This is a genomic window from Roseateles sp. UC29_93 (assembly GCF_042695725.1).
Taxonomy (GTDB): Bacteria; Pseudomonadota; Gammaproteobacteria; order Burkholderiales; family Burkholderiaceae_C; genus Roseateles; species Roseateles noduli_A.
The window spans coordinates 6,329,509-6,350,242 of sequence record NZ_CP170545.1; the positions used below are offsets into that span (position 1 = coordinate 6,329,509).

The 20,734-nt window shown below is 65.5% G+C and carries 17 protein-coding genes, 1 tRNA gene and 5 pseudogenes; 6 read left to right on the forward strand and 17 right to left on the reverse strand.

Going from position 1 to position 20,734, the window contains the following annotated elements; translation table 11 throughout:
* Positions 1-24 precede the first annotated feature (24 nt).
* The 3 genes and pseudogenes from ACFJIX_RS29335 to ACFJIX_RS29345 all read left to right on the forward strand — a co-directional run bounded on the left by ACFJIX_RS29335 (position 25) and on the right by ACFJIX_RS29345 (position 3,079).
* Positions 25-1,007, forward strand: a pseudogene (locus ACFJIX_RS29335) (Bug family tripartite tricarboxylate transporter substrate binding protein).
* 11 nt (positions 1,008-1,018) lie between these two features.
* The gene (locus ACFJIX_RS29340; RefSeq protein WP_377156388.1) at positions 1,019-2,257 is read left to right on the forward strand and encodes a CaiB/BaiF CoA transferase family protein; all 1,239 of its coding nucleotides are present in this window, start codon (positions 1,019-1,021) and stop codon (positions 2,255-2,257) included.
* A 72-nt stretch (positions 2,258-2,329) separates the two neighbouring features.
* Positions 2,330-3,079, forward strand: a complete 750-nt coding sequence (locus tag ACFJIX_RS29345) for an enoyl-CoA hydratase/isomerase family protein (protein ID WP_377162043.1) — start codon at positions 2,330-2,332, stop codon at positions 3,077-3,079.
* Positions 3,080-3,459: 380 nt separating this feature from the next.
* On the opposite strand, the gene ACFJIX_RS29350 is transcribed toward ACFJIX_RS29345, so the two are convergent.
* On the reverse strand, positions 3,460-4,467 hold the full coding sequence (locus tag ACFJIX_RS29350; RefSeq protein WP_377156390.1) for a hypothetical protein: 1,008 nt from the start codon (positions 4,465-4,467) through the stop codon (positions 3,460-3,462).
* An 80-nt stretch (positions 4,468-4,547) separates the two neighbouring features.
* On the opposite strand from ACFJIX_RS29350, the gene ACFJIX_RS29355 reads away from it, so the two are divergent.
* Positions 4,548-5,444, forward strand: coding sequence for a hypothetical protein (locus tag ACFJIX_RS29355; protein WP_377156392.1), 897 nt, complete (start codon positions 4,548-4,550; stop codon positions 5,442-5,444).
* Positions 5,445-5,454: 10 nt separating this feature from the next.
* Here ACFJIX_RS29355 and gcvA read toward each other — a convergent pair whose 3' ends face one another.
* Positions 5,455-6,366, reverse strand: a complete 912-nt coding sequence (gene gcvA / locus ACFJIX_RS29360) for a transcriptional regulator GcvA (protein ID WP_377156394.1) — start codon at positions 6,364-6,366, stop codon at positions 5,455-5,457.
* Between the two features lie 157 nt (positions 6,367-6,523).
* On the opposite strand from gcvA, the pseudogene ACFJIX_RS29365 reads away from it, so the two are divergent.
* Positions 6,524-7,298, forward strand: a pseudogene (locus ACFJIX_RS29365) (SDR family NAD(P)-dependent oxidoreductase).
* A 204-nt stretch (positions 7,299-7,502) separates the two neighbouring features.
* Here ACFJIX_RS29365 and ACFJIX_RS29370 read toward each other — a convergent pair.
* From ACFJIX_RS29370 to ACFJIX_RS29380, 3 genes are all read right to left on the reverse strand, one after another.
* On the reverse strand, positions 7,503-8,153 hold the full coding sequence (locus tag ACFJIX_RS29370) for a YceH family protein (RefSeq protein WP_377156396.1): 651 nt from the start codon (positions 8,151-8,153) through the stop codon (positions 7,503-7,505).
* A 16-nt stretch (positions 8,154-8,169) separates the two neighbouring features.
* On the reverse strand, positions 8,170-8,952 hold the full coding sequence (locus tag ACFJIX_RS29375; protein ID WP_297525207.1) for an SDR family oxidoreductase: 783 nt from the start codon (positions 8,950-8,952) through the stop codon (positions 8,170-8,172).
* A 90-nt stretch (positions 8,953-9,042) separates the two neighbouring features.
* On the reverse strand, positions 9,043-9,456 hold the full coding sequence (locus tag ACFJIX_RS29380) for an OsmC family protein (protein WP_377156398.1): 414 nt from the start codon (positions 9,454-9,456) through the stop codon (positions 9,043-9,045).
* A 267-nt stretch (positions 9,457-9,723) separates the two neighbouring features.
* On the opposite strand from ACFJIX_RS29380, the gene ACFJIX_RS29385 reads away from it, so the two are divergent.
* Positions 9,724-11,409 carry an electron transfer flavoprotein-ubiquinone oxidoreductase gene (locus tag ACFJIX_RS29385; protein ID WP_377162045.1) on the forward strand — a complete coding sequence of 562 codons (1,686 nt, stop codon included), beginning with the start codon at positions 9,724-9,726 and terminating at the stop codon, positions 11,407-11,409.
* 106 nt (positions 11,410-11,515) lie between these two features.
* On the opposite strand, the gene ACFJIX_RS29390 is transcribed toward ACFJIX_RS29385, so the two are convergent.
* From ACFJIX_RS29390 to cysS, 12 genes and pseudogenes are all read right to left on the reverse strand, one after another.
* A complete protein-coding gene (locus ACFJIX_RS29390; protein WP_377156400.1) occupies positions 11,516-11,791 on the reverse strand; it encodes a hypothetical protein in 276 nt (91 codons plus the stop codon).
* Between the two features lie 455 nt (positions 11,792-12,246).
* Entirely contained in the window at positions 12,247-12,858 is a 612-nt protein-coding gene (locus ACFJIX_RS29395; RefSeq protein WP_377156402.1) for a hypothetical protein, read from the reverse strand.
* A gap of 71 nt (positions 12,859-12,929) precedes the next feature.
* Positions 12,930-13,208 (reverse strand): hypothetical protein, encoded by a 279-nt coding sequence (locus ACFJIX_RS29400; RefSeq protein WP_377156404.1) that lies wholly within the window; start codon positions 13,206-13,208, stop codon positions 12,930-12,932.
* Between the two features lie 3 nt (positions 13,209-13,211).
* Entirely contained in the window at positions 13,212-13,889 is a 678-nt protein-coding gene (locus ACFJIX_RS29405) for a hypothetical protein (protein WP_377156406.1), read from the reverse strand.
* A 48-nt stretch (positions 13,890-13,937) separates the two neighbouring features.
* Positions 13,938-14,579: an FMN-binding negative transcriptional regulator gene (locus ACFJIX_RS29410; RefSeq protein ID WP_377156408.1), complete on the reverse strand. Its 642-nt coding sequence runs from the start codon at positions 14,577-14,579 to the stop codon at positions 13,938-13,940.
* 134 nt (positions 14,580-14,713) lie between these two features.
* Positions 14,714-14,806 (reverse strand) — tRNA-Ser (locus ACFJIX_RS29415).
* Between the two features lie 69 nt (positions 14,807-14,875).
* Positions 14,876-16,147 (reverse strand): aspartate kinase, encoded by a 1,272-nt coding sequence (locus ACFJIX_RS29420; RefSeq protein WP_067269429.1) that lies wholly within the window; start codon positions 16,145-16,147, stop codon positions 14,876-14,878.
* 38 nt (positions 16,148-16,185) lie between these two features.
* A complete protein-coding gene (locus ACFJIX_RS29425) occupies positions 16,186-16,944 on the reverse strand; it encodes a TilS substrate C-terminal domain-containing protein (protein WP_377156410.1) in 759 nt (252 codons plus the stop codon).
* Positions 16,945-17,057: 113 nt separating this feature from the next.
* A pseudogene (gene tilS / locus ACFJIX_RS29430) lies at positions 17,058-17,564 on the reverse strand (tRNA lysidine(34) synthetase TilS); the annotation flags it as partial.
* Positions 17,565-17,656: 92 nt separating this feature from the next.
* A pseudogene (locus ACFJIX_RS29435) lies at positions 17,657-18,627 on the reverse strand (acetyl-CoA carboxylase carboxyltransferase subunit alpha).
* Positions 18,628-18,629: 2 nt separating this feature from the next.
* On the reverse strand, positions 18,630-19,283 hold the full coding sequence (locus tag ACFJIX_RS29440; RefSeq protein ID WP_377156412.1) for a DNA-3-methyladenine glycosylase family protein: 654 nt from the start codon (positions 19,281-19,283) through the stop codon (positions 18,630-18,632).
* Positions 19,283-20,678, reverse strand: a pseudogene (gene cysS, locus ACFJIX_RS29445) (cysteine--tRNA ligase). The gene ACFJIX_RS29440 and the pseudogene cysS overlap by 1 nt, the downstream one beginning before the upstream one ends.
* Positions 20,679-20,734: the final 56 nt, after the last annotated feature.

A 20,734-nucleotide genomic window follows, 5' to 3' on the forward strand; every position in this document is an offset into this window, starting at 1 on the left:
TCACGAGAACGACAGGAGACAACGATGCGCCGCAGAACCTTCACCCGCGCCGGCCTCTGTGCCGGGATGGGCGCCCTCGCCCTCCCCTCGCTGCTGCGCGCGGCCCCGCTGCCGACGTCCCCCGTGCGGATCATCGTCGGCTTCGCCGCCGGCGGCGGCACCGACGTGCTGGCACGCGTGCTCGCGCAGAAGCTCACCGGGATGTGGGGCACGCAGGTCCTCGTCGAGAACAAGCCGGCGCGACCGGCGTCATCGCCGCGGACTACGCCTCCAAGCAGCCGGCGGACGGCACCACGCTGCTGATGGCGCACGTCAACAGCAACGCCATCGCACCGGCGTTGATGCCCAACGTCAAGTACGACCCGCGCCGCGACTTCTCCCCCATCGTCATGGTCGGCGTCACGCCCAACGTGCTGACCTGCGTGGACACGCAGAAGGTGCGCACGGTGCCGGAGATCGTCGAGCTCTGCCGGAGCAAGCCGGGCCAGGTCTCGTTCGGCTCGTCGGGCATCGGCTCGGCGCAACGCCTGGCCCTCGAGATGTTCCTGCTCGCGACCAAGGTCAAGGCCACGCACGTGCCCTACAAGGGCTCGTCGGCGCTGCTGGTCGACCTGATGGGCGGCCAGATCGACTTCGCCTTCGACACGATGACCGCGGCCACGCCCTTCATCAAGCAGGGCAAGGTCACCGCGATCGCGCAGACCCGGCTCAAGCGCGCCAAGAGCTATCCCAACGTCCCCACGCTGGCGGAGTCGGGATGTCCCGGCCTGGACGCGGCATCGTGGTACGGCCTGGTCGGCCCCAAGGGCATGCCCGCCGAGATGGTCCAGCGCATGAACCAGGACGTGAACAAGGTGCTCGCCCTGCCCGAGATCGCGGCGAAGCTCGATGAATTCGGCGCGGAAGACGCCGGCGGCAGCAGCGAGAAGTTCGGCGCCTACATCCAGGCCGAGTGCACGAAGTGGGCCAAGGTCGTGAAGGACGCGAACGTCCACGTCGAAGCCTGAAAGGAGTACCGATGACCGCATCGACCGCATCCACCCGCCCGTTGCCGCTCAAGGGCGTGCGCGTCCTCGACGTGAGCCAGGTCATGGCCGGCCCGTACGCCTGCATGCTGCTGGCCGACCTCGGCGCCGACGTCGTGAAGATCGAGCCGCCCGAAGGCGATCAGACGCGCGGCGCGATGGGATTCAAGATGAAGGGGCCCGACAGCATGGGTTTCCTCAACATGAATCGCAACAAGCGCAGCGTGACGCTCGACCTGAAGTCCGAGGCCGGCAAGCAGGTGCTGCACCGCATGGCCAAGGAGGCGGACATCCTCGTCGAGAACTACCGGCCGGGCGCGATGAAGCGGCTCGGCATGGACTACGAGACGCTCAGCCAGATCAACCCGGCACTGGTGTACGTGAGCATCTCGGGCTTCGGACAGTCGGGGCCGTGGTCGGAGCGGCCCGGCTTCGACCTGATGGCGCAGGCGATGTCCGGCGTGATGAGCGTGACGGGTTATCCGGGCGGTCCGCCGGTCAAGGCGGGCGTGCCGGTGGCCGACATCGGCTGCGCGCTGTTCGCGGTCTACGGCGCGCTGTCGGCCTACATCGGCGCGAAGGCCAGCGGGCGCGGGCAGTACGTGGACGCGTCGCTGTTCGACTCGGCGTTGGCGTTCTCGGTCTGGGACACCTGCGAGTACTGGGGCACCGGCCGCGAGCCGACGCCGCTGGGTACGTCCAATCGCATGAGCGCGCCGTACCAGGCGGTGAAGGCCTCGGACGGCTACTTCGTCATGGGCGCGACGAATCAGAAGCTGTGGCAGAAGCTGTGCGGGCTGCTGGAGCGTCCCGACCTGCTGGCCGAGGAACGCTTCGGCTCCGTGGCCGCGCGGCTCGCGAATCGCGAGGAACTCATCGAGTCGCTGGAGCGCAGCTTCGCCGCCGACACCACCGAGCACTGGATCGATCGGATGCTGGCCGCGGGCATTCCGGCGGGTCCGATCCTGACGTATCCGCAGGCGTTCAACAGCGAGCATGGCAAGCACCGCCAGATGCGCATCGAGATCGATCATCCGAACGAAGGCAGCGTGCCCAACATCGGCTTCGCGGTGAAGCTGCTGGGCACGCCGCAGGAAGTGCGGCATCCGCCGCCGCTGCTGGGGCAGCACATCGACGAGGTGATGGCGGAATACGGCATCGGCGCGGCGGAGTTGAGCAAGCTCGCCGAGGCCGGCGCCTTCGGTGAACAGCGTGCGAAGGTAGCCCCATGAGCGAGGGGACCAACGAGGCCACGAACCAGGGCACGAGCGCGGGCTGCGTGCGCCTGAGTCGGCGATGGCGCGATCGCGACGATCACCTTCGACCGGCCCGAGGCCCGCAACGCGATGACCTGGGAGATGTACGGGCAGCTCGCGGCGCATTGCGAGTCGCTCTCGCGTGATCGCGAGATCCGCGTCGCGGTCTTTCGCGGTGCAGGCGGACAGGCGTTCGTCGCCGGCACCGACATCGCGCAGTTCCTCGCGTTCCGACATGGGGCCGATGGCGGCGATGACGGCGTCGCCTACGAGCAGCGCATCGACCACGGCGTCCAGCTCGTCGAGCAACTGCCGATGCCGACCGTGGCGGTGATCGAAGGCTGGGCCGTGGGCGGCGGACTGGCGATCGCGACGGCTTGCGATTTCCGTATCGCGACGACGGATGCGAAGTTCGCGGTGCCCATCGCACGGACCTTGGGCAACACGCTGTCCGCGGCCAACATCGCGCGGCTGCAGGCGGCGTGGGGACAGCAGCGCGTGCGGCGCATGCTGCTGCTGGCGGAGTCGTTGCTGGCGGATGAAGCGCTGGCGTGCGACTACCTGCACGCGGTCTGCGCCGCTGATCAACTCGACTCGACGCGAGACGCGCTCTGCGAGCGCTTGAGCCAGTTGGCACCGGTGACGCAGGCGGTCAGCAAGGAAATCCTGCGCCGGCTCAGGTCGAGCAATCTGCCCGACGTCGACGACCTGGTCCGGCAGTGCTACGGCAGCGCGGACTTCCGTGAAGGCGTGGGGGCGTTCACCGAGCGGAGGAAGCCGACGTGGCGAGGGGAATGACGCAGCATTAGTACGTGCACGCCAGACACGATCGATCGACGCACCCGAGCACACTTCGTCTCGGCGTGAGGTCCTGGTCAATCGTGACCCAGTGACTTCAGCACTCGCCCAGTCTGCTTCCGACGGCGCAGCGAGCGAGGCCTCTTGACGATGAGGTGCGACCTGAACAGGGCTGCGATGATCAAGACCGCAAGAAGCAAAGATGCGAATGGGTGCGCCTCTATCGCAGCGAGATAACTTGAGAGATCCTCTCCTGAAGGGATTGGCATTGAAGGCATGACTGTTGTGAGGTTGCAGTCGCCCCAAGCTTGCATGCAGATTGGACGTTCCGATCCCGGCTTGCCCCGTTCCCGCTGCGATGAGCCTCCTTGCCGTTACGGCTACCCGCCTTGCCGGGACACACTTCGCAGCGAGCGCAGCGCCTCGTAGATCAAGCGCTCGGGATCTGCGGAGACGTTGTGGAATCGCTCGGGCAAGTTGCGCGCCAGTTGACGCGCATTTTCAATGTCCGATCCGCGCAGCGACCGTGCCTCCGCAACTGCCCAAGACTTAAGTTCACGACTCGCTTGGTGACGTAAGGTTCCTCCACGCTTTCCCGCGTGTTTCGCATCGTCCCTACGCGTTTCCTCAAGCCCGTCCCAGCCGGACTGAAAGCCTGCCTGCCACATCGCATTTGCGGCCAGAGCCAGGAGCCCCATCGCTCGCATGGGATCGGCCATCGCAATGGCGAGATCCAACGCATGCAAAGCTGCGCCACACATCAATTCGGAGACCGTCGGTTGATCCAGAGCCGCGCCAGGGAAAACACTGTGTAGTTCTGCTGCATCTAGAACAGGCCTGGAAACACCTCCGAGCCAGTTGTACAGATCGTCGGCTGAAGACTCGGATGCGCCGATGATGGAGAGGGGGCGAAAGCCTCGGCATAGGACCGCCTCGCTGCTGTGCCAATCAATGGAGAGGACCTCGTCGACAAAGCGCTGGGCGGCTTCTGGTCTGTGTTTCCTATAGATGTCGAGCCTGGCGCCAAACCAGAGCACTAGCTGGAGTTGTGCTCGGACATACTCCACGCTGGCTAGAGCCGCACAGAGGAGACCTCTGTCTGGATTTTCAGCGCCGCCCACCCCATTCCAGGAATGCTTCGACAACGCCATCAGCTCGCCAGCAAGACTCATTCGCGGCGTCAGACAAAACACAGGCACGTCTGACGTGTTATGTCTGACTCTTTCCTGGAGAAAGCTGCTCAGCCGCTCACGCGGTTTCACAATGAAGCTACCGATTACTTCGTTGCTCCATGCATCGAACTCATCTGTAGTCTCATTAAACTCGAGAGCCTTGTTCAATAGGTGCTCGATCTCGCCCTGGGCTGCCATCTGCGACACCGCGGTCAAAGTTGCAATCCGTTCTTGTACCTCAGGTTCATATCGGCGGCAGGGCCGGATTGCATCGCTAGCTGCTGCGAGTTTTAACAATGTTCGACAAAGCCTTTGCCCCCTTGCCGATGGATCACGACTCGGAACAGTCTGATGTTCGTGCTGATCTTGACGCGCTGCGTCGCGCGATCATCATGTTTGCAAGAGAGCATAGGAGACGGCCATTCGGCGTCCTGCGCGAGGTAGGCGTTCAGGCAGCCCTGAAACGCCTTGCCGATCAGTGCCTTGGATCAAACAGCTCCGTAGATGCCGCGGTAGTCGACCAAGGAGGATGGGCCGACAGGGACGAAAGAAGTGGCGACTTCAGAATCGTCAATACGGATCGCATCAGGCTTGAGGCAAAGATTCAACGTGCTAGCGGCTCCGAAAGCTCCAATTACGACGCTCTTGCCGACTCGTTCGAACAATTGTCCGAGCCAACTGCAGCAGGCTTGGAAGAGGGCCCAAGTCATGATCGAACCGACCTCTTGCTATACAAAAGACACGGAGTGCAGTTGTTCAGATGCGCGAACGGACCTGGGGATGTTGTGTATCGATCCCTCTTAGCTTCTGTTCTTGCGGCTGTGGAAATCAAAGCAGATCCATCTCACACAGCTGCGCAGAAGCACGGGTACGGAAGGGATATCGCGCGTCTGCTCGCGCTTCGCGAGTTCGGCGTCGTGGGCCTTTTCGTAGTCCTCGACAAGTCGTCGCCATTCTATGGAAAGTTTGATCGTCAGCGCCCGCTCAATTGCATCAACTGGGAGCCCACCAAGAATGGGGCGACCGCCCTCAGCGAAATCCTGCGCGGAGGATCAAAGACCAAGTTGGACCATGGTGCCTGGGATGACATCATGGTGAGCCGAAAGCGACCGAGATACCCGACGTACATCGAAATCTTCAACGTCTCTGCAGTGAAGCCTCAGCGGCTTCGCTACTTCGCATACAGGAGATAGAAGTTGACCGTCACGGCCCTACCTCCCCCGTCAACCAGGCCTTGAACGCCGCCACCTTTGGCAGCGCCGCGCACTCGGGGCGATAGACCACGAAGTAGGCGAGCTCCGACTCGACAGCGATCTCCGGGAACAGCCGCACCAGGCGTCCGGCATCGATGTCATCGCGCGCCATCACGCTACGCGCGAGCGCCACGCCGTGTCCATCGATCGCGGCCTGCAGCACCGCCGCGGAGCTGTTGATCTTCATGCCGCGCTTCGCGGGCACCTCGGTTGCACCCGCCGTGCGCAGCCAGTTCGCCCATGAGGGGAAGCCGGCATCGGCGTCCATCGACAAGTCGTGGATCAAGGTCTCGCGCGCGAGGTCGGCCGGCTTCCGGAGCCGGCCTCGCTCGCGCGGCAACGCCGGTGAACACACGGGGAACACGTCCTCATCCATCAGGTGCTCCGCCGAAAGCCCTGGCCAGACGCCCTTGCCGTAGCGCACGCCGACATCGATCCGCTGCACCGCGAAGTCCACCGGCTTGAGGCTGGTGTCGAGGCGCACGTCCAGGTCCGGCCATGCGGTCTGGAAGCGATCGATGCGTGGCAGCAACCACTTCGACGCGAAAGCCGGACTGACCGTCACGGTCAGTACGCCGCCCGTCGTGTCTTCCTTGAGCCGTGCCAGGCCCGAGGCCAATCGGTCCAGGCCGATGCGGATGTCGGGGAGCGCGCGCTCCGCCGTCTCGGTCGGGACAAGACGGGCACGGCCCGCGCTGCCGCGCACGAACAGCGGCGTACCGAGCCAGTCCTCCAACGTCCGCACCAGTTGACCCACGGCCGCCGGCGTGACGTGGAGCTCTTCGGCGGCGGCAGAGAAGCTCTGATGTCGCGCGCTGGCCTCGAAGGCTCGCAGGGCGTTCAGGTGGGCGAGAGACTTCATGACGAAGAAGTTTTTCTATCAATCAGGAACACATTATCTGGTTTGTCTGCTTCGCTCGCTCATCAAAGAATTCCATTCATGCGCGGCCGGGCAAGTTTTTCTTCCCCGTCCGATTCGTTCACACGCTACCGCCATCGCGCGGTTGGAGAGACTTCGCATGAGCCAATCATTCAAGGGCAGGAAGCTGCTGGTCGTCGGCGGCACCAGCGGCATGGGACTGGAGACAGCACGCCTCGTCCTCGCGGGCGGCGGCAGCGCCGTGATCGTGGGGCATCGGGAGGACAAGACTGAAGCGGCGCGTCAGGCGCTGGCGGCGACGGGACCGGTCTCTGCAGTGACGGCGGACCTCACCAGCGACGAAGGCCATGCGGCGTTGATCGCGGCCATCGATGCGCAGCACCGCGATGTCGACCTGCTCGTCAATGCGGCCGGGGTCTTCTTCCCGAAGCCCTTCCTCGAGCACGGCGAGACGGACTACGACCCGTACATGGCGCTGAACAAGGCCGTCTTCTTCATCACGCAGAAGGTCGCCGCCAACCTCGTCGCCGCGGAGCGTCCGGGGGGCGATTGTCAACATCGGCTCGATGTGGGCGAAACAGGCCATCGCGGCGACGCCGTCGTCGGCGTACTCGATGGCCAAGGCGGGACTGCATGCGCTCACGCAGCACCTCGCGATGGAGCTGGCGCCCAAGGGCATCCGCGTGAACGCGGTGTCCCCGGCCGTCGTGCAGACGCCGATCTATGAAGGATTTATCCCGAAGGATGAGGTCCACGGCGCGCTGCAGGGCTTCAACGGCTTCCATCCGATCGGGCGCATCGGCACGCCGCAGGATGTGGCCGAGACCGTCGCCTTCCTGCTGTCGGACAAGGCCGGCTGGGTCACCGGCGCGGTGTGGGATGTGGATGGCGGGGTGATGGCGGGAAGGAACTGAAGGCTGAAGCACTGCCACCGCCGCTGGCCCTCACCCCCACCCTCTCCCGCAAGCGGTAGAGGGAGCAAGAAGGGTGGCGCCATCAGGCGGTCAGCTCAGTGCACTCTCACTCCCTCTCCCGCTTGCGGGAGAGGGCGGGGGTGAGGGCCAGCGGCCTCGCGGAGGCAGAGGAAGAACGGTGAGGTGACTCCGCGGGGAATCGGGTCAATCGGAAATGCCGAGTTCCGATTGGATACGGGCGACGATCGCCTTCAGCTGATCGACCTCCGCGCGCAGCGCCGCGATCTCTTCGTCGCGCGCGCTGTTGGAGGAAGAACTCGCGCTCGACGACGCCGCCGACGCCACGTACACGGGAACCGCCGGCTCGCCGCTCAGCAGATGCGCCCATCGCGCCTCTCGCGCGCCGGGCGCCTTCGCCAGCTTCACCGCCAGCGCGGGCTCGCGCGCCGCGAGTTCCTCGAGGAATCCCTCCACCGACGACACGTCCGCGAAGCGGTGCAGGCGCTCGCAGTTCAGCCGCAGTTCCGCCGAGGTCTGCGGGCCGCGCAGGATCAGCACCGTCAGCAGCGCCTCCGCCTGCCCCGGTACACCCAGCACGCGCTTCATGTTGTGCTCGAAACGCGCCACGCGGCTGCCGCTCACCGTGTTGACCAGGCTCATCGCCTTCAACTCGTCCAGCACCGCGGCCACGTCGGACTCGCTCGCGTTCATCACCGGATCGCGCGCGGTCTTCTGGTTCACGCCCAAGGTCAGGCTGTTCAGCGACATCGGGTAGCTGTCCGGCACCGTGGATTCCTTCTCCACCAGCACCGCCAGCACGCGCGCTTCCAGCGCGCTCAGTTCTCTCACAGCCATCGACTCGTTTCTTTCCTCAAACTCCGAATCCGTCGTCCGCCTGGATGACCGCGCCGTTGATGAAGCGGCTTTCCTTCGCGCACAGCATCAGCAGCGTCGTGTCCAGGTCCTGCGGCGTGCCCACGCGCTTGCGCGGCAGCAGCTCCACCAGCTTGCGGCCCTGGTCGGTCTGCCAGTGGTGATGGTTGATCTCCGTGTCGATGTAGCCGGGGCAGATGGCGTTGACGTTGATGTCGAACTTGCCCCACTCCAGCGCCATCGCCTTGGTCATGTGGATGACCGCCGCCTTGCTCATCGCATAGACGCCGATCTGCGACAGCACGCGCAGCCCCGCCATCGACGCGATGTTGACGATGCGCCCGCCCGTGTAGGTGCCCGGCGCGGCGCCGCGCGCCCGCGCCAGCATGCGCTTGCCCACTTCCTGCGCGACGAAGAACGCGCCGCGCACGTTCGTGTCCATCACGAAGTCGAAGTCCTCCGGCGACACGTCGACCAGCCGCTGCGTCGTGCTCACGCCGGAGTTGTTGATCAGGATGTCCAGCGTGCCGACTTCCGTCTCCGCCCGCGCCACCGCCGCGGCGATGCTCTCCAGGTCGGTGACGTCCATCTGCACCACGTGCGCGTCGCCGCCGCCGGCCTCGATCTCCGCGCGCAGGTCCTTCAGGCGGTCCACGCGTCTGGCGGCCAGCACCACGCAGGCGCCCGACTTCGCCAGGGTCCTGGCGAACTGCGCGCCCAATCCGCTGGACGCGCCCGTGACGAGGGCCACGCGGCCCTCCAGATCGATGCTGTAGCTCATGGCAAGGTCTCTCGCAAAAACTTCTCGTGTGACCGGACAGGTGCCGATCACGATAGCACGCAAGACCCGCCCCGATGATGATCCCGGGCCTCAGCAGGCCATCAACCGGCCATCACGGTTTCGATCTCCGTCTTCACCTGCGTCATCAGCTTGTGCACCGGGACACTTGTCCGCCACCGCCAGCAGCTGCTGGCGTTCCTCGTCACTCAGGGTGCCCACGAAGGTCAGCGACGCCTTCAGCTTGTAGAGCCCTTGCCGCTCCTGCGAGCGGTCGCTCTCCACGTCCACCAGCACGTCCTCCAGCGCCATGCCTTTGCGCCGCGCGTACCAGAGCACCGTCAGCGCCTTGCACGAAGCCAGCGCGGCGTCGTAGAGCTCGTGCGCATCGGGGCCGGCGTCCTCGCCGCCACCTTCGACCGGCTGGTCCGCCGTCAGCACGTGCTTGCGGATGCTCACCGTCTGGCGCATCGGGCCGGTCTTGTCGCGTTGAACGTGAATGCTCATGAGGGTCCTCGGTTCGAAGGCTTGGAAGATGAATCGCTTCGCAGCCATGGTACGGCGCGTGCCCCTGGCACAGGAGCCCCATTCGGGTCGGCCCGCATGCAGGTCGCGCTATCGACACCCCTCTCTACTTCATAAAAAGCACGACCGTTCTTTTTTCCCTTCACGCGGCTAGAATGCGCCGCAAACCGCCCAGCCAGACAGCGAGCCGGCCCCCGCCGATCCGCGCGTGCACGGCCAGGACTCCGACTAGAACGAGCAAGGATGACCATGACCTCCGAAGAACTCATCGCCCAGTACGGTCCGCGCGACAGCATGGAATACGACGTGGTCGTCGTCGGCGGCGGTCCCGCCGGCCTGGCGACGGCGATCCGGCTCAAGCAGATCGCCGCGGAGAAGGGCCAGGAGATCTCGGTGGTGGTGCTCGAGAAGGGCTCGGAGGCCGGCGCGCACATCCTGTCGGGCGCGGTCATGGACCCGCGCGCGATCACCGAGCTGTTCCCCAACTGGAAGGAACTCGGCGCGCCGCTGGACCAGCCGGTCACCGGCGACCAGGTGCTGTTCCTGAGCGAGTCCGGCCACACCGACACGCCGCAGGCGCTGATCCCCCGCTGCTTCCACAACCACGGCAACTACGTCATCTCGCTGGGCAACGTCACGAAGTGGCTGGCGCAGCAGGCCGAGGCGCTGGGCGTGGAGATCTTCGCCGGCTTCGCCGCCGCCGAGGTCGTCTACGACGAGCAGGGCCGGGTCAAGGGCGTCGCGACGGGCAACGTCGGCCTCGGCAAGGACGGCGAGCCGCATGAAGGCTTCCAGCTCGGCATGGAGCTGCACGGCAAGTACACGGTCTTCGCGGAAGGCGCGCGCGGCCACCTGGGCAAGCAGCTGATCGCGAAGTTCCAGCTCGACGCGGGCAAGGATCCGCAGACCTACGGCATCGGCATCAAGGAGCTGTGGGAAGTGCCGGCCGACAAGGCGCAGCCCGGCCTGGTGGTGCACACGGCCGGCTGGCCGATGGACAACTCGACCTACGGCGGCGGCTTCCTGTACCACCTCGAGGGCAACAAGGTGACGCTGGGCTTCGTGGTCGGCCTCGACTACCAGAACCCGTGGCTGTCGCCCTTCGAGGAGATGCAGCGCTGGAAGACGCACCCCGCGATCCGCAAGCACATCGAAGGCGGCAAGCGCCTGGGTTACGGCGCGCGCGCGATCACCGCCGGCGGCCTGTTGAGCCTGCCCAAGCAGGTCTTCCCGGGCGGCGCGCTGGTCGGCGACGACGCCGGCTACCTGAACGCCGCGCGCATCAAGGGCAGCCATGCCGCGATCAAGTCCGGGATGATGTGCGCCGACGCCATCGCCGAGGCGCTGGCCGCGGGCCGCTCGTTCGACGAGCTGAGCGCCTACCCGGCGGCCTTCGAGAAGAGCTGGCTGCGCGAGGAGCTGGATCAATCGCGCAACTTCAAGACCTGGTTCAAGAAGGGCACGACCGTCGGCGCGCTGATGACGGGCATCGAGCAGTGGCTGCTGCCCAAGCTGGGCATCAAGAGCCCGCCGTGGACGCTGCATCGCGACAAGCCCGATCACGTCTTCCTGCGCCCCGCGTCGGAGATGCCGAAGATCGAGTACCCGAAGCCGGACGGCAAGCTGACCTTCGACCGGTTGTCGTCGGTGTTCGTGTCCAACACGAACCATGAAGAGAACCAGCCGGCCCACCTGACGCTGAAGGACAACAGCATTCCCGTGCAGGTCAACCTGGCGAAGTACGCCGGCCCCGAGGCCCGCTACTGCCCGGCCGGCGTCTACGAGTTCGTGAAGACGGATGACAACGTCGAGCGGCTGCAGATCAACGCGCAGAACTGCGTGCACTGCAAGACCTGCGACATCAAGGACCCGACGCAGAACATCGTCTGGGTCACGCCGGAAGGCGGCGGCGGGCCGAACTATGTGAGCATGTGATCGAGGGCGGCTCCAACGCCGCCTCGCCCAACAAAGAGAAGGCCCGCTTGCAGCGGGCCTTCGTTTTTGGCCACCGTTGTTTCAGTTCACGGCAGCGGTTGACGGATCAATGAGCAAGGATCATGGCGGGCTGCCTGCGGAAGCAGCCGCCGCCCACGGCCCCGGCAAGCGTGAGCCCCCCGAAGGTCCCCGCAAAGATGAGCGGGTTTGCCATCGAAAGACCGGCCACCAAGCCTCCGATCATTCCGCTGAAAACGCCGTCGGTACATGAACTGTGACCGGACCCCTTGTCCAGCGGAGACACCTTCATCGGGCCGCCACCGCCATTGCCCATGCCACCGGACACACAGTCAATCTCTTCTTCAGTCAGCACTTCAAACATCATTCTCTCCATTGATTTGATCGCCCTTCGAGCCGGATGGCCGATGAGCCTCATGACGGCAATGCCGCCACACGCGATACAACAAGTCAAAGAGCGGAATGACGCAAAAGACCGCGCCCATCGTGACCACATAGTTCGGAATCCTTTCACCGAACCCCTGCGAGCTTCAGCATGAACGCGACGAAGAAGCTCCCGGCAAAGCGCAAGAGAAATCTCCATGCCTCTCGCCGCGCCCAATCCTTGTTTTCTTCCTCTGTCACGTCACCATCTCCTTGCGTTGTTGCAGAGCGCAACGTTAGGAGGACGCGTCTCGAAGATCACTGACCCAAAGTTGCTGGGCGTGTTCGGGGAAGTCCTAGATGGCAGACCGGGCGCAAATTGGCAAGACCTGACCCCGAGAACGATTGCCAGTCCAGAAAGGTGGCTGGACAGAAGCGACTCGAACCAATTCTTGACTAGCTCGACGTTGGCGACTCCGTGAGGATTTCAGCCAACGGCTGCGCCAGGCTCACGCACGCCACGCCGCACACTTCCAGCACGGTCATGTAGTAGCTCAGCGCCTCGATGAACGCGTCGCGGCCCAGCCCTTGCCGGTACAGGCCGACGCCGTGTTCCAGGCGCAGTTCGAAGATCTCGTAGGCGTCGGCCACGATACGGAAGAGCGCCTCGCTCTCGACCGCACGACCGGTGCCGATCAGGATCTTGACGTTCAGCGTCCACTGCTCCTCGAACAGGAGCTTCGGTTGCACCAGCATGCACAGCACACCCGTGTCCAACGGGATCGAGAGCGACACCAGACGCTCTTTCGCATCCCAGCGAGGCGTCATTCGGGCGGACATCTCCGGCATCACCGCGGCGGCCAACTCGCCCACCAGCTTCAACATGCCGCGGCCTTGAACCGCCGTCTCGAGCGGAGGCGGAAGGAGATTCGGCAAGGCCGTCGCGACAAAGGAGGCGGCCATCCGCAGGCGCTGCGGCTTCATCACGCGTTCCCGGTAGTCGTCCCAGGAATGCGTCGAGCGCCAGCGTTGCTCCGCGGGACCGATCGGCACGCTGCCCGAGATCACGCAGGGGGCGGCAAGGATGCGCTCCTTGCCGTCGATCAGCAGGCTCGTGGCGCCGTTCCGGACCGCATCGATCAGCGGACTGCCGAGGTGGCTCCCTCACCCGTCGTCGGGTTGTAGATGCCGATCCAGCCGAAAGCCTCGCGGCGGAAGGCGGCGTCGATGGCGAGGTCGATGTCGGCTTGCGGGTCCCCGTCCGATGTGGCTAGGTGGAAGGGCAGCAGGCGGTGCGACTGCAAGCCGAGGCGATCGAGCGCTCTACAGGTCTCGTCTGCGAAGCGAGGAAATCCCGCCGCCATCGATCGGCCCAATGCCAGCCGACCGTCGACTCCCAGAACCGTCCGAACCGTCATCGTTCAGAAGTACGGCTGGTAGCCGAGAAACTTCAGGCGGTCGATCTCGCCCTCGAAGGTCAGCGCGCCGATGGACTGGTTGTCGACGCAGCTCGATCGCACGTGCACGCCGAAGTGGGTCGGACTTCCGAGCATCGCGGGAATCTTCGAGAGGTCGCCGATCGTCGACGGCGTTTTGGGTTGCCCCCGGCAGAAGAAGAGATCCTTCCCCAGGACCTTCTCGTTCAGCATCGCCGCCGCTTTGGGATACACCACCGCAAACTCCGCGGGCGTCAGGCCCATTGCCGACACGTAAGCGTCGCTGCCCGGCTCGGGGCAGCCGTCGCCGGCGACGGCCATGTAATCGACCGACATCCGGTCGTGGTCAGTCCAATGGCCCGTCTTCGCGTCACGCATGGCCATGATCACGCGAGTGATGCAGACCTGACCCTCTCGCCGGGCTGCGAAATGGTAGAACTCGAGCGCATCGGGCGAGCCATCGTAGACGCACGATCGTCCGACCACCGCTTTCTTCACAGGATCGCTCGCCTGGGTCATGTCGATCGCGGTGCAGACGATCGACCGGGAGAGTTGGCTGGCCTGCGATGGCGCCGGCATGAGCGCCATCAAGAACAGCGCCGCCGCAATGAGTCGAGCGAAATGAAGCATCACGAAAGTATCCGGATTCAATCGTGACAGCACGCTGAGGATTCGATGACGGCCAGGCACTCCGGCGTCTGCCGCCGGGCGTCAACGCGGCGCGAGTTCGCGCACCCATCTTGCCAGGATCTGCTCCTCCAGCGAGCCGTGATGCTCCTGATGCGCCAGGATGCGCTCGCGCTCGGCGGCGCTGCGGTTCTGGCTGATCTTGGCCTTCATCGTCCAGCGCTCGACCGGCACGCGGAAACCGACGATCGCGCCCAGCATCTTGCGTTGGAAGTCTTCCGGCAGACCGCGCCATTGCGCGGCGTAGTCGGGTTCCTGCGTCGCGATCAGGCGCTTGAGCAGCGCGTCCTTCGCGTGCTCCTCGTCGATGATCTGCACGCGGCCATGGACCTGCAGGGTCAGGTAGTTCCACGTCGGCACCGACAGCGGCGTGTCGTAGTGGCTCGGCGAGATGTAGGCGCCGGGACCGTTGAACTGCACGAGCACTTCGCCCAGCTCCGGCGACTTCAGCGCGGCCACATGCGGGTTCGCGCGCGCCAGGTGGCCTTCGAGCCACCAGCCTTCGCCATCGGCGGGATCGGTCGGCGCACCCCAGATCATCGGCACCGGCGTCGCCGACAGGCCGTGCGTCGGATCGATCAGCATCAGCGTGGACAGCGGATGCTCCTGGATCATCAGCCGGGCATGCGACAGGTCCGGCAGGTCGAAATGCTTGGGCGTGTACATGCGATGACTTTAGGACACATCGCCCGAAGACCGCTGAAAGTTTTCCTGACCCACTGCAGTAGTCTGGAATGCATTCAGTCGCCCCAGAATCGAAAAACCCCCGCAACTTGCGCTGCGGGGGTTTCACATCTGGTTGGCGGAGACGGAGGGATTCGAACCCTCGATGCAGGTTTTGCCCACATACTCCCTTAGCAGGGGAGCACCTTCGGCCACTCGGTCACGTCTCCAACCGGAGAAGCAGCGACTATAGCATGGCTTCTCGCGCGCTCAAGTGAAACGCAGGCGTCATTCCTTCATCAGGCCTCGATGTCCTGATCCAGATCGAACGCGCGATGCAAGGCGCGCACAGCCAGCTCCATGTACTTCTCGTCGATGACGACGGAGGTCTTGATCTCGCTGGTCGTGATCATCTGGATGTTGATGCCCTCTTCCGACAGCGAGCGGAACATCTTCGACGCCACGCCCACGTGCGAGCGCATGCCGATGCCCACGATCGACACCTTGCAGATGCGCTGGTCGCCGGTCACCTTGGCGGCCTGCACCGCCGGTCCAACGACCTTCTCCAGCAGCTCCATCGCGCGCTGGTAGTCGTTGCGGTGCACGGTGAACGAGAAGTCGGTCTTCCCGTCCTGCGACACGTTCTGGATGATCACGTCGACGTCGATGTTGGCGTCGGCCACCGGGCCCAGGATCTGGAACGCGATGCCGGGCTTGTCCGGCACGCCCAGCAGCGTCACCTTGGCCTCGTCGCGGTTGAATGCAATGCCGGAGACGACGGCTTGTTCCATTTGTTCGTCCTCTTCAAAAGTGATCAGGGTGCCGGACTTGGCTTCTTCGTCGATGTCGATGTCCCAGGGCGTGAAGCTGCTCAGCACGCGCATCGGGACGCGGTACTTGCCGGCGAATTCCACCGAGCGGATCTGCAGCACCTTGGAGCCGAGCGAGGCCATCTCCAGCATCTCCTCGAAGCTGATGGTGCTCATGCGGCGCGCTTCCGGGACGACGCGCGGATCGGTCGTGTAGACGCCGTCGACGTCGGTGTAGATCAGGCACTCGTCGGCCTTGATCGCCGCGGCGATCGCCACCGCCGACGTGTCCGAGCCGCCGCGGCCCAGCGTCGTGATGTTGCGGTCCTCGTCCACGCCCTGGAAGCCGGTGATGACGACCACGCGGCCGGCGTCGAGGTCGGCCTTGACCTTGGCGTCGTCGATGCTCTCGATGCGGGCCTTGGTGTAGGAGTTGTCGGTCGACACGCCGACCTGCCAGCCGGTGTAGCTGACGGCGTCCATGCCCTCGGCCTGCAGCGCGATCGCCAGCAGGCCGACGGAGACCTGCTCGCCGGTCGAGGCGATCATGTCGAGTTCGCGCATCAGCGACGGCGACGAGCTGCCCGGCGACAGTTCCTTGGCCAGGCCGAGCAGGCGGTTGGTCTCGCCGCTCATCGCCGAGGGGACCACCACCATCTGGTGACCCGCCCGCGCCCATTTGGCGACGCGCTTGGCCACGTTGCGGATGCGGTCGGTCGACCCCATCGAGGTGCCGCCGTACTTGTGAACGATCAATGCCATGGGAGTGTCAGAGGCCTGCTGCGGGTGGATCGGCGATTCTAAGACCCGCCCTTGCCCGCAACGTCGCTGTCCATGCGGGATCCGCATGCCTCGGGCACCCAGCGCAGTGCCATTTGTGCTTCATCGGCCGGCGCGATCCAGCGCGCGTCGATGCCCAGACCGGGCGCGAAGAGCAACGCGCCATCGACGTAGATCAGCGGGCCTTCCCTCTGGACAGCGGGGATTCCGGCGGTCTGCCAGCACTTCCTGAGCGAGCGGGCCAGGCCCTTGGCATGCGCCTGGAACTGCTCGCCGCCTTCGCGCGGGCGCAACTCGACATTGCTGAGCGCAGAAAGCGAAACACCCCCCGTGGTCACGGGTTCGACATCGAATGCGCCGCCCCATGCCGCCACCGGGTGGCGCCCGGGGCGGGTGAGGTCGATGCGCATCGTCGTGTCGGCCACGGCGGCGGTGACCCCGAGTCCCAGCAGCGATGCGGGCAATGTCTCCGCTCGAGCGGGACTTCGCACCCGCGGTGGCGCTTGCACGAAGAACCTGCCGCGATAGAGATGCAGCTCGGCGTCGCCCAAGGGCCAGCGCGCCACGGTCGCGGCCGGTGCCTCCGCCATCAGACGACGAATCAGGGTCGCGGGTGCTGTCCGTCCTGTCGCGCGATGCAGCCAGGCGCGCAATGCGTTGGACGCGCGCGCCGGACTGAGCGTGCCCAGCATGGCCTGCGACAAGCCGTCGTCATCGGACCAGCGGGCCAGGTCCTCCTCGGCGATCTCGCGCTGGAGTTCCGCCGCTTCCGCGCCCATGCGGCGGCCTGCGCCAGCGCGGCTTCCGCGCCGGGAGCCTCCGCAGTCAGCGCGGGCCATGCCTGCAGGCGAAGCCGGTTGCGGGCGAAACGCGCGTCGCCGTTGCTGTCGTCTTCGATGAAGCGCAAGCCATGTTCGGCGACATAGGCCTCGATGGATTCGCGCCGACGATCCAGCCACGGGCGAGCCCAGCAGACGCCATCGCGCCACTGCGTGCGCGGCATGGCGGACAGTCCGGCCACGCCGGCGCCGCGCATGGCCTGCAGCAGGAAGGTCTCCGCCTGATCGCGCCGGTGATGAGCCAGCAGCAACAGATCGGCGCCGGCCGCGAGGGTCAGGCGTTGCAACGCCTGATGTCTGCCGGCACGAGCCCAGGCCTCGATGCTGTCGCCGGGTCCGGGCGCGCCGTCCAACCGCTCATGCACGAGCGACACGGGCAGGCCTTCAGCCGCCCAGCCCTCGATCTGCGCCTGCAGATGCGTCAGCCACGCGTCGGCGTGATCGCTCAACCCATGATGGATGTGCAACGCCACCACGTGCAGCCCGAGCGGACGGGCGGCAACAGCGGTGGCGTGGAGGAGCGCCGTCGAATCGCGGCCGCCCGCTGGTGGCGACCGCAATCACGCGGCGGGAGGCGTCGTCGGAGCCGGCTTGAGCACCGGGCTGGTCGCCGGTAGCAGCACCGGCGTCGACGCCGGCGTCGGAGCGCAGATCAGCGGCTCTTGGTGTCGCCGAATCGACCATAGGCCTGCAGACGCTCGTAGCGGCGGTCCAGCAGTTCCTTGGTCTTCAGGTCGGAGACCTGGCGGAGCGCATCGCCGAGCGCGCGCTTCAGGTTGGACGCCATCTGCTTCGGATCGCGATGCGCGCCACCGACCGGCTCGCTGACGATCTTGTCGATCAGGCCCAGCGCCTTCAGGCGGTGCGCGGTGATGCCCAACGCCTCGGCGGCCTCGGGGGCCCGCGCCGCCGTCTTCCACAGGATCGACGCGCAACCTTCCGGCGAGATCACCGAATAGGCCGAGAACTGCAGCATCAGCACCTGGTCGGCCACGCCGATCGCCAGCGCGCCGCCGGAGCCGCCCTCGCCGATCACGGTCGCGATGATGGGCACTTCCAGTTGCGCCATCTCGAAGATGTTGCGGCCGATCGCTTCGGACTGGCTGCGCTCTTCCGCGCCGATGCCCGGGTACGCGCCCATCGTGTCGATGAACGTGAACACCGGCAGACCGAACTTCTCGGCCAGCTTCAGCAGGCGCAAGGCCTTGCGGTAACCCTCGGGGCGCGGCATGCCGAAGTTGCGCAGCGTGCGCTCCTTCGCGTCGGAACCGCGCTGATGGCCGATGACCATGCAGGCCTGGCCGTTGAAGCGCGCGAGACCGCCGACGATCGCGGCGTCATCCGCGAAGTGGCGGTCGCCATGCAGCTCTTCGAACTCGGTGAAGACCTCCGCGCAGTAGTCCAGCGTCTGCGGACGTTGCGGATGGCGCGCGACCTGATAGACCTGCCACGGCAGGACATTCGAATAGATGTCCTTCGTGAGCTGCAGGCTCTTCTTGCCGAGGCGGTCGATCTCTTCCGAGATGTCCACCGCGGACTCGCTCTGCACGTAGCGGAGCTCGTCGATCTTGGTTTCAGCTCGGCGATCGGCTGCTCGAATTCGAGGAAGTGTTTCTTGCTCATTCTCAGTAATCCACGGGTAGCGGATCGAGGCTCCGCCAAATGTACCATGTGGCCACCGAGCGATACGGGGCCCAGCCCTCGCCCAGCTCTCGGGCCTCCGCGCGCGACACGGGTTCGTCGCTGAAGTAATGCTGGCTGATGCCTTTCAGCAGTCCCAGATCGTCCAGCGGCAGCACGTTCGGCCGCATCAGGTGGAAGATCAGGAACATCTCCGCCGTCCAGCGACCGATGCCGCGGATCGCGACCAGCTCGTCGATGATGGCTTCGTCTTCCATCTGCGCCCATTGACGCACATGGACCTGACCGGTTTCGAAATGCTGGGCCAGGTCGCTGAGGTACTCGACCTTGCGCACCGACAGCCCGACAGCGCGCAGCGCGGTCTTGTCGAGGCTCAGCACCTCGGTCGGCTTGATGCGGTTGGACGGTCCCGAGGTCAGCTCGGCGAACTTGTCCCACACGCTCTGCGCCGCCTTCACCGAGATCTGCTGGCCGACGATGGAACGCGCCAGCGTCGTGAACGCGTCGCCGCGGCTCTGCAGCCGCGCCTCGCCGAATTGCGGGATCAGCTTCTTCATCACCCGGTCACGCTTGACCAGATGTCTGCAGGCTTCGTCCCAATAGTCCGGGGTCACCCCGGCGGTCGCCACACGCGCCATCAGGCCTGCTCTCCAACCTTCGATGCGCGAACCCAGGTCGTGCCGGTGGGGAATCCTTCAGCTCGATGCCTTGTTCGGCGAGCGCCTTGCGGATGCGGTCGGCCTCGGCGAAATCGCGGCCGGCCTTGGCGGCGGCGCGCGCGGCGATCTGCGCGTCGATCGCGGCCTCGTCCAGGCCCGCGCCGGCTTGCAGGAAGGTCTTCGGCGCCTGCTGCAGCACGCCCAGCACGCCGCCCAGCGCCTTCAGCAGACCGGCGTCCTGCGCGGACCGGTCGCGGTTGACCTGATTGGCCAGTTCGAACAGCACGGCCAACGCGCCGGCGTATTGAAGTCGTCGTCCATCGCGGCCTTGAACGCCACCGCCGGACCTTGCGTCCAATCGATGGTCACGTCCGCCGGCGCGACCGCGTCCAGCGCCGTGTACAGCCGGCGCAGCGCGGTGCGCGCATCGTCCAGGCTGACATCGCTGAAGTTGAACGGGCTACGGTACTGCGTGCGCAACATGAAGAAGCGGATCGACTCGCCGTCGAACTTCTCCAGCACTTCCTGGATGGTGAAGAAGTTGCCCAGGCTCTTGGACATCTTCTCGCCGTCGATGTTCAGGAAGCCGTTGTGCAGCCAGTAATTGACGAAGTGGCCGAAGGCGCCTTCGCTCTGTGCGATCTCGTTCTCGTGGTGCGGGAACTGCAGGTCCATGCCGCCGCCGTGGATGTCGAAGCGCTCGCCCAGCAGCGCGCAGCTCATGGCCGAGCACTCGATGTGCCAGCCCGGGCGGCCTTCGCCCCAGGGGCTGGCCCACTTGGCCTCGACGGGTTCGTCGGCCTTGGCCGACTTCCACAGCACGAAGTCCAGCGGATCGCGCTTGCCGTCGTCGACCGCGACGCGTTCGCCGGCGCGCAGCTGGTCCGGCGACTTGCCGCTGAGCTTGCCGTAGCCGTCGAACTTGCGCACCGCGTAGTTCACGTCGCCGCCGCCGTCGGCCTGGTAGGCCAGGCCCTTGGTCTCGAGCCTGCCGATGATGTCCAGCATCTGCGGGACGTACTCGGTGGCGCGCGGCTCATGCGTCGGCTTGGCGATGCCCAGCGCGTCGAAGTCGCGATGCATCGCGGCGATGGTGTCGCTGGTGAGCTGGCCGATCGTGATGCCGCGTTCGAGCGCGCGACGGATGATCTTGTCGTCGATGTCGGTGATGTTGCGCACGTACGTGACGTCGAACCCGCTGGCCTGTAGCCACCGGTAGACGACGTCGAACGCGATGTTCATGCGCGCATGGCCCATGTGGCACAGGTCGTAGACCGTGATGCCGCAGACGTACATGCGGACCTTGCCCGGCTCGATCGGTTGGAAGTCCTGGAGCTGGCGGTCCAGCGTGTTGTAGATGCGCAAGGAAGACATACGGGGCTCGCGCCGCGCTGGCGACGGGTCGCGAGGGGCGGCGCAATCGACAGTTC